Raw genomic sequence first — 9,245 nt, forward strand, 5'->3', positions numbered from 1 at the left:
CGATGCTGAAGACGCTGCGCTCCGTCGTCCGCTTCAGGAGGCTCGAACTGAACCCCGTCGCGCGCCGGCTCGGCCGCTGCGCGAGCGTCGAGGACCTGCGGGAGGTCGCCCGGCGCCGGCTCCCGCGCGGCGTGTTCGGCTACATCGACGGGGCGGCGGAGGATGAGCGCACCCAGGCGCGGAACTGCAACGCCTTCCACCGGCTGGAGTTCCGGCCCCGCGTCCTGCGGGATGTGACGAACGTGGATCCCGGTGTGGAGATCCTCGGCCGCCGCCACCCGCTGCCGCTCATCCTCGCCCCCACCGGGTTCAGCCGCATCGCGGATTCGGAGGGTGAACTCGCCGTGGCCCGGGCCGCGGCGCGCGCGGGGCTCACCTACAGCCTCTCGACCCTCGGCACCCGCTCGATCGAGGAGGTGGCCGCCGTCAGTTCCGGTCCCCGGTGGTTCCAGGTCTACGTGTGGAAGGACCGCGGCCTGGTCGCGGAACTCGTCGAGCGGGCCCGCGAGTCCGGCTACGAGGCGCTCCTGCTCACGGTCGATGTCGCGGTGCTCGGGCGGCGCGAGCGCGATGTCCGGCTTGGCTTCACGCTCCCCCCGCAGCTCGGCCTCGACACCTTCGTCGACGGGATCCGCAAACCCGGCTGGACGTGGGACTTCCTCACCTCCGAGCCGATCATCTTCTCGAGCGCCGTGAGCCGGGATGCGGCGGGCGGGGCGGGGGGCGTCGACGCCATGGGTCTCGCACAGTACGTGAACCAGCAGTTCGACCCGAAGCTGGCCTGGGATGATGTGGACTGGCTGCGCTCGATCTGGGATGGTCCCATCGTCATCAAGGGTATCCAGACGGTGGAAGACGCCGTCCTGGCGGCGGAGGCCGGCGTCGAGGGGATCGTGATCTCGAACCACGGCGGACGACAACTCGACGATGCGCCGCCGACGCTGGAGTTGCTGCAGCCGGTCGCGGATTCGGTCGGGGACCGGCTCGATGTCCTCATCGACGGCGGGGTCCGCCGCGGCAGCGACATCGCGAAGGCCGTCGCGCTCGGGGCGAAGGCCTGTCTGGCGGGCCGCGCCTACTTCTACGCGCTGGGAGCCGGCGGCGAGCGGGGCGTGGACCTCGTCCTCAAGTGGTTCGACGACGGATTCCGGCGCACGATGGCGCTCCTGGGCGCCCGGACCGTGGACGAGATCACTCCCGAATCGGTGCGCTGGCGAGACTCCTGAATGGGCTCCCGCCGCTTGCCACACAGCGGGTTCCGTGCTTAGCGTGTTATGCGGATACATCTTTTAATGCGCCGAGTGCGAACCGGTTCAAAAAAGCGGTTTCAATGCCCGGACAGGAAGCGTACAGAATGATGGCGATCCGCACGGTCGGCGCGGCCCTGGTGCTGGTTCTCGCGGTCCCCGCGAGCCTCTCCGCGCAGGAAGGCCGGGTCGCGTCCGCCGCGGCCGTGGAGGGAGCCGCCGGCCAGCCCGGCGTGGGTTCGGTCGCCGAGTTCGTCCACACGCCCGCCACCGCCCCGTCTCCGGCGACCGTCGCCCCCGTCACGGCGGGGCCGAACGACATCGTCCAGGGCGTCTGCACCAACTGCCACAACAGCCGCCGGTTCGCGGGCAACCTCGACCTCGAACCGTTCGATGTGGACGCCGCGGACGAAGAGGCCGAGACCGCCGAAAAGATGATCCGCAAGCTGCGCGCCGGCATGATGCCGCCGCCCGGCGTGCGCCGTCCACCGGAGGAGGAACTCCTCGAACTCGTCGAAACGCTCGAGGACATCGTCGACGACGCCGCGGCCCGGAACCCGAACCCCGGCGGCCGCACCTTCCAGCGGCTCAACCGCCCCGAGTACGAGCGGGCGATCCGGGACCTGCTGGGGCTCGAGGTCGACGCCGGGAAGTGGCTCCCCAACGACCAGATGAGCGCCAACTTCGACAATATCGCCGACGTGCAGGCGCTCTCGCCGACGCTTCTCGACGCCTACCTGAACGGGGCGGCCGAGATCAGCCGCATGGCGGTAGGCGACCGCAACGCGCCGCCCGTCAACACGACGTACAAGAACTCGCAGTACGTCTCGCAGCACCCGTGGGACCACGTGGAGGGGGCCCCGTTCGGGACGCGCGGCGGGATGGTCGTGGACCACACCTTCCCGGCCGACGGCGAGTACACCTTTGCGCTCGTCTTCACCTCCGGCGCGAACTCCCGCATGGAGGACATCGACATTTCGGTCGGCGGCGAGCGGGTCGCGCTCCTCCACTACACGCGGCGCGGCGGCGGCGCGGATGACCGCGGTTTCACGCCCGTCGAGACGGAACCGGTCTTCGTCCGCGCCGGCCAGCACCGCGTGTCCGCAGCCTTCATCCGGCGGCAGGAGGGGCCGTACGAGGACCTGATCCGGCCGCACGTGTGGTCCAACGCCGGCGGCGGTTCGGGCGGCGGCGGGGTCACGACGCTACCGCACCTGCAGGACCTCATCATCGGCGGACCGCACAATCCGACCGGCGTGTCGGAGTCGCCGGTCCGCCAGCGCATCTTCACGTGCCGTCCCACGTCGTCCGCCGAGGAGCGGCCCTGTGCCCGCGGCATCCTGACCGACCTCGCGCGCAGCGCCTACCGCCGCCCGCTCGAACCGAGCGAGGTCGACGGCCTGATGACGTTCTACGACATGGGCGTCGAACAAGGCGGGTTCGAAGTCGGCGTGCGCATGGCCCTCGAGGCGGTCCTCGCGAGCCCGTTCTTCGTCCTCCGGCTCGAGCGCGAGCCCGAAGGCGTGCGAAGCGGAGAGGCCTACGCGCTGGAGGACATCGACCTTGCCTCGCGGCTCTCATTCTTCCTCTGGGGCCTCCCGCCCGACGAGGAACTGCGCGGCGCGGCGGTCGAGGGACGGCTGTCCGATCCCGGCGAACTGGAGCGGCAGGCGCGCCGCATGCTCGCCGATCCCCGCTCCGAGGCGCTGAGTTCGCGCTTCGTGTCCCAGTGGCTGCGGCTGCAGGACCTGTACAAGGTCCGCCCGGACCCGAACTTCTTCCCGAACTTCGACGAGAATCTCGCGGACGCCATGAAGCGGGAGACCGAACTCCTCTTCCAGAGCCTCATCCGCGAGGACCGGAGCCTGCTCGACTTCTTCCGGGCGGACTACACGTTCGTGAACGAGCGGCTGGCCCATCACTACGGGTTCGAGAGCGTGGCCGGGCGCGACTTCCAGCGCGTGAGCTATCCCGCCGACGAGCGCGTGGGGATCCTCGGCCACGGCAGCGTCCTCGTCCTCACCTCGCTCGCGAACCGCACGTCTCCCGTGCTTCGCGGCAAGTGGGTCATGGAGGTGCTGCTCGGGACGCCGCCCCCGCCGCCCCCGCCGGGGGTGCCGGATCTGGATGAGACGGAAGAATCGATGGACGGGCGCCTGCTCACGACGCGCGAGCGAATGGAGATGCACCGGGCGAGTCCGGCGTGCCGGTCCTGCCACCGGTTCATGGATCCCATCGGCCTTGCGCTGGACAACTTCGACGTGACGGGGAAGTGGCGCCTGCGCGAGAACGGGCTGCCGCTGGACACCCGCGGCGACTTCTACGACGGAACGCCGGTCCAGACGCCGCCCGAACTCATTGACGCGCTCCTCAAGCGCCCGCTGCCGCTGCTCCGGAACTTCACGGAGAACCTGGCCGCGTACGCGCTCGGCCGCCGCGTCGAGTACTACGACCAGCCCTGGATCCGGTCGATTGTGGAGGACGCGGAAGAGGACGACTACAGACTTTCGTCGCTGATCATGGGCGTCGTGAACGGCGATGCCTTCAGGATGAAGCGGGCCATGCCCGCGACCGCGGTAGAAGAAGAGGTTTCCGAGGAGGTTTCCGAAGACCGCCGCTAGACGGCCCGTGCGGCCGCGCGGCGGTCCGACGTTCCGAGAGGGAGAACATGGAATTCATCACTGGACAGCACCTGCCTCGCAGGACCTTCATTCGGGGTGTCGGGGCCACGCTCGCCCTGCCGTTCCTCGACGCGATGGTTCCGGCGGGCCGTCTGTGGGGATCGACGAGCGCGAAGAGCCTGACGGAGGGGAAGGGGACCCGTCTCATCGCGATCGAGGAGGTGCACGGCCTCGCGGGGTGCAACCGCGAGCACGGTGCGACGAAGTTCCTCTTCGCGCCGGAAAAGGCCGGACGCGAGTTCGAGATCATCGATGAGAGCGCGCTCGTCTCGCTGCGGCCGTACCGCGAGCACCTGACGATCGTCAGCAACACGGACGTGCGGAACGCCGAGGCGTTCACGCCGCCCGAGATCGGGGGGGATCACTTCCGCTCGAGCGCGGTGTTCCTCACGCAGGCCCATCCGAAGCAGACGCAGGGGTCGGACATCTTCTGCGGGACCTCGATGGACCAGATCTACGCGCAGCGCTTCGGCCAGGAAACGCCGATGCCGTCGATGCAGTTCTGTATCGAGAACCTCGATCAGGCGGGCGGCTGCACGTACAACTACTCGTGCGCGTACACCGACTCGCTGAGTTGGGCATCGCCGACCGAACCGCTGCCCATGATCCGCGATCCGCGCGTCGCCTTCGACCTTCTGTTCGGCGCCGGCGGCACCGAGGCGGAGCGGGCGGCGCGGCGGGCCACGCGGCGCAGCATCCTCGACTGGATTTCGGGCGAGATCTCCTCCGTGCAGCGTACCCTCGGCGCTGAGGACGCGCGCCGCATGGACCAGTACCTGACGAACGTGCGCGAACTGGAGCGCCGGATTCAGATGGTCGAGGGGCGGAACTCGAGCGGCGAGGAGCGTGCCCTGCCCGAGGCGCCGGCCGGCGTTCCGGACTCGTTCACCGAGCACATGCAGATGCTGTTCGACATCCAGGTGCTCGCCCTCGAGACCGACATGACGCGCGTGATCTCGTTCAAGACGGGGCGCGACGCGCAGAACAGGGTCTTCCCCGACAGCGAGTCGGATCGGCCCTTCCACCCGGCCTCCCACCACGGGAACCGGGAGGAGGCGGTGCTGGAGTTCAACAAGATCAACCAGTTCCGCGTGGGGCAGCTTCCGTACCTCATCGACAAGCTCAAGAACACCATGCACGGCGAGGAGAGCCTGCTCGACCAGAGCGTGGTCCTGTGGGGTTCGCCGATGGCCGATGCGAACCTGCACAACCACCGGCGGGCGCCGCTCTTCCTGATCGGCCACGGGAACGGGATGCTGGAGGGCAACCTGCACATCAAGGCGCCGGACGGGACGCCGATGGCGAACGCCATGCTGTCCGTCCTGCACGGGCTCGGCGTCGACGACATGCACGAGTTCGGCGACAGCACCGGCCCGATGGCGCTCAACCAGGCCGACCCCGCCATGACGGACGCGGGGACCTGATCGTGCGGGCGGGCAGGCTCCGGCGCGCTTTCGCGGTCCTCTGCGCGGCTGTCCTCGTTTCGGCGGGGACGCCCCATTCGCCGCCCGATTCGCCCGTCGCCGACGCCGCCATGCGCGGCGAAGTCGAGACGGTGCGCGAACTCCTGCGGCAGGGGCTCGACGTCAACGCGGCGCAGGGAGACGGGATGACCGCCCTGCACTGGGCCGCCGACAGGGGCGACGCGGAACTCGCCGGCATGCTCATCTACGCCGGGGCCGATGTGGCGGCGGTCACGCGGATCGGGCAGTACACGCCGCTCCACCTCGCCGCGCGACGGGGCTCGGCGGCGATCCTCGGCGACCTGATCGCCGCGGGATCGGATGTGACGGCGCTGACTGCGAACAGCGGCGCCACGCCGCTTCACCTCGCCGCGGCGGCGGGAGACCCCGATGCGGTCGCCGTTCTGCTCGACGCGGGCGCGGATCCCGATGCGGTCGAGGCGGAGTGGGGCCAGACGCCCCTCACCTTTGCCGCCGCGGGCAACCGGGCCGATGCGATCCGCGCGCTGCTGGAGGGCGGGGCGGATCCCGACGTCACGTCGCTCGTCATCGACATCATCGAGCAGGAGAAGCTTGACCGACTGGCGCGCCAGCGTGAGACGGAGGTGCTCGCGGCCTTCACCGGGGAGGGGGACGAGGCGCGCACGCCGACGCCCGGCGAACTCCAGGCCGCCGTGCGCGCAGGGCGGGAGATCTATGCGGAGGGCCTTCCCGAAGAAGAGGAGGAGGAAGAAGAGAACGACAGCGACTTCAGTCGCCTCTTCCTGCCTCCGGTCGAGAAGATCGGCGGCCTGACACCGCTCCTGCACGCGGTTCGCCAGGGGTACGTGGAGTCGACCGTCGCCCTCCTCGACGGCGGTGCGGACATCGACCTCGTGAGCGCGGCGGACGGCACAAGTCCGCTCGTGATGGCCGCGATCAACGGCCAGTTCGATCTCGTGCTCATGCTCCTCGAGCGGGGCGCGGACCCGAACATCGCGGCCGATCTCAACGGAGTTTCGCCGCTGTGGGCCGTAGTCAACGCCCGCTGGCAGCCGCGCACGCGCTTCCCGCAACCGCAGGAGCGTCCGCTCCAGAGCGCGAACTACCTGGAAGTGGCGCGTTCGCTGCTCGATGCGGGCGCGGATCCCAACCATCGGATCACGCGGCATCCGTGGTACATGGTCTATACGGGCTGCGGCAACCGGAACTGCGGTCTCGTCGACACCAACGGTGCCACCGCTTTCTGGCGCGCCGCCTACGCGACGGACGTCGAGGCGATGAAGCTTCTCGTCGAGTACGGGGCCGACCCGAACATCCCGACCAAGGCGCCCCCCCGGCGCCAGCGTCTCTCCCCGGACGAGTTCCTGCGACAGCAGGCGCTGAACGCGCTGCGCGACTCCTCCTACGTCGAACTCCCGCCGGAGGAGCGGCTGAAGCTGCTCCAGGACATTCGGGACCAGTTGCCGGAGGAGGAGCAGGCGGAGTTCCCCGACAAGGACCTCGACAATCTCAAGGCGGACGTGAGGGCCAAGCTGATCGAGGCCGCCGAAGCGGCGGACCAGGCTCGGGCGAACGCGCCGGACGCCTCGGGGCTGCCGCCCGTGCCCCCGGGCGGGCCGGGCGTGATGCCGATCCACGCGGCCTCCGGCGTCGGCTACGGCGAGGGGTTCGCGGGCAACGCGCACCGCCACACGCCCGAAGGCTGGATACCTGCCGTGAAGTACCTCGTCGAGGAACTCGGTGCGGACGTGAACGCCCGCGACCACAATGGCTACACGGCGCTGCACAACGCGGCCTCGCGCGGCGACAACGAGATGATTCACTATCTCGTGGAAGTGGGGGGTGACGTCACGGTGGTCAGCCGGCGCGGCCAGACGACGGCCGACATGGCGAACGGCCCCGTGCAGCGCGTCTCGCCCTTCCCGGAGACCGTCGCGCTCCTCGAGAGCCTGGGCTCTCACAACAACAACAACTGCCTTACCTGCTGACCGACCGAAAACCACCCCAAACCATACAAAACCGGATACGGAGAACCATGGCCAAGTACATGTTCCGCACGAGCTACACGCAGTCCGGCCTCAAGGGCCTGATCGCCGAGGGCGGCACCGGACGCCGCGACGCGCTGCGCCAGACGGTCGAAAGCGCGGGCGGTACGCTCGAGGGCTTCTACTACGCCTTCGGCGACGACGATCTCCTTCTGATCGCCGATCTTCCCGACTCGACGGCCGCCACGACGCTCTCGCTCAACATCGCTGCCGCGGGGGCCCTAACCGTCTCCGTGACGGTGCTCATCGACCCCGAGACCGTCGACGAAGCCGTCGCCCGAGGCGTCTCCTACCGCCTCCCCGGAGCCTGACCCGCCTGCCGGGAGTCTGAGCAGATCCCGAACGTTGCGGTGACCCTTTTGGTCGATTGAGTTCCGGTTCCCGGGGGCGTCACGGTGCGCCTTCGCCACCGGGAATCTACTTGCGGCGGTAGCGCTAGAAGACCGGACGCTCCGTAGCCGGCGTTCTGTGGATCGACACGGTCACCGGCGGACCGCGGGCACCGGAGTTCCAGTACACCCCCCTGCGCCCCTTCCCGCGGGAGCACCCGTCGAGTTCACCGGCGACATCCTCGTCCTCATCCCGCCGCAGAGGACTGATCACGCGCACGAGCCCCGCGGCCCGGCCCGCCAGCATTGCGCGGGGCCGTTGGCGCGGTTGTTCGCGGCCGAATACGATACGAACGATCGCGAAGTCTCTCCATATTCTTTGGGGGGCGCACGCGCGCGAAACGCGGCAGTCTCGATTCTCCCGCACCTCTTTCGGGGAGGGTAGCGAGAGGTACACGAGCGCATGAGTAGATCGAGCGAAGGGAACTTTGGTCGGCGCATATCGTCGGCGAGCCTCGCGTTATTGCTGATTTGCGTGAGCTTCGCCTGGTACTGCGGGGGGTCGCCGGCCGGCCCGGACCCGACGCCGGAACCGCCGTCCCCGCAGCCTCCCGCCGATCCGCCGTCCGCCGCGACGGTGGAGGTGGTCCCGGGCCGCGTCGTCTTCGGGGCCCTGGGCGACACCGAAACTCTTGCGGCGACGGTCCGCAGCCGGGACGGGGCGGTCCTGCCAGACGCATCGGTGACCTGGTCGAGCAGCGATCCCACGGTTGCGAGCGTCGAGGCCGGCACGGTCACGGCGCTTTCGAACGGCGAAGCGTCAGTCACCGCCACGTCCGGCGCGGCGTCCGGCTCAGCCGCGGTGCGCGTCGAACAGGTCGCGGCGCGACTGAACGCGGTGCCACAGGACGTCTCGTTCGCGGCGGTCGGGGACACGGCGCGGTTGTCCGCCACCGTATACGATGCGAACGGTCGCGAGGTCGCCGGTGCGACCGTCGAGTGGAGTTCGAGCGACTCCGGCGTCGCAACGGTCTCCGACGGCGGGCTTGTGACCGCGGCGTCGAACGGGACGGCCGAGATCGTGGCGGCCTCCGGCACGGCAACGGACACGGTCGCCGTGAACGTGGACTCGACGGACCGGGGTATCCTCGCTGCCTTCTATCATGCCGCGGGTGGACCATCATGGCGTCACAGCGACAACTGGCTGACGGACGCGCCGCTGGCGGAATGGTACGGCGTGGAGACGGGAACGGATGACCGCGTGACCCGTCTCGAACTCAGGGAAAACGGCGCCGTCGGAACCCTCGCCCCGGAGCTCGGACGCCTCCGCTATCTCGAGACGTTGGACCTATACAGGAACAAGCTGACGGGCCGACTGCCGCCGGAACTCGGGAACGCAGTCCGCCTCCAGGAGATCGATCTGGGCCACAACCAGTTCCGCGGTCCCGTTCCGCCGGAACTTGGCCGACTGAAGAGTCTGCGCGCCCTGAACCTGGAG

General features: G+C 69.4%; 6 protein-coding genes. All 6 read left to right on the forward strand.

All coding sequences use genetic code 11. The features are described 5' to 3' along the window. Positions 1 to 2: 2 nt before the first annotated feature. Entirely contained in the window at positions 3 to 1,226 is a 1,224-nt protein-coding gene (locus tag OXN85_10465) for an alpha-hydroxy acid oxidase (GenBank protein ID MCY3600377.1), read from the forward strand. Between the two features lie 128 nt (positions 1,227 to 1,354). After that, on the forward strand, positions 1,355 to 3,868 hold the full coding sequence (locus tag OXN85_10470) for a DUF1592 domain-containing protein (GenBank protein ID MCY3600378.1): 2,514 nt from the start codon (positions 1,355 to 1,357) through the stop codon (positions 3,866 to 3,868). A gap of 47 nt (positions 3,869 to 3,915) precedes the next feature. After that, positions 3,916 to 5,352 carry a DUF1552 domain-containing protein gene (locus OXN85_10475; GenBank protein MCY3600379.1) on the forward strand — a complete coding sequence of 479 codons (1,437 nt, stop codon included), beginning with the start codon at positions 3,916 to 3,918 and terminating at the stop codon, positions 5,350 to 5,352. A gap of 2 nt (positions 5,353 to 5,354) precedes the next feature. Then, positions 5,355 to 7,361 (forward strand): ankyrin repeat domain-containing protein, encoded by a 2,007-nt coding sequence (locus OXN85_10480; GenBank protein ID MCY3600380.1) that lies wholly within the window; start codon positions 5,355 to 5,357, stop codon positions 7,359 to 7,361. Positions 7,362 to 7,408: 47 nt separating this feature from the next. Next, positions 7,409 to 7,729 carry a GYD domain-containing protein gene (locus tag OXN85_10485; protein ID MCY3600381.1) on the forward strand — a complete coding sequence of 107 codons (321 nt, stop codon included), beginning with the start codon at positions 7,409 to 7,411 and terminating at the stop codon, positions 7,727 to 7,729. A gap of 553 nt (positions 7,730 to 8,282) precedes the next feature. Further along, a partial coding sequence (locus tag OXN85_10490) for an Ig-like domain-containing protein (GenBank protein ID MCY3600382.1) occupies positions 8,283 to 9,245 on the forward strand: 963 nt, incomplete at its 3' end.

This window comes from Candidatus Palauibacter australiensis, assembly GCA_026705295.1.
In the GTDB taxonomy this organism is placed as follows: Bacteria; Gemmatimonadota; Gemmatimonadetes; order Palauibacterales; family Palauibacteraceae; genus Palauibacter; species Palauibacter australiensis.

Bases quoted from the DNA above. Each gene is read 5' to 3' on its own strand.
- OXN85_10475 (MCY3600379.1), top strand. From the start codon at position 3,916: ATGGAATTCATCACTGGACAGCACCTGCCTCGCAGGACCTTCATTCGG.
- OXN85_10485 (MCY3600381.1), top strand. From the start codon at position 7,409: ATGGCCAAGTACATGTTCCGCACGAGCTACACGCAGTCCGGCCTCAAG.
- OXN85_10465 (MCY3600377.1), top strand. From the start codon at position 3: ATGCTGAAGACGCTGCGCTCCGTCGTCCGCTTCAGGAGGCTCGAACTG.
- OXN85_10470 (MCY3600378.1), top strand. From the start codon at position 1,355: ATGATGGCGATCCGCACGGTCGGCGCGGCCCTGGTGCTGGTTCTCGCG.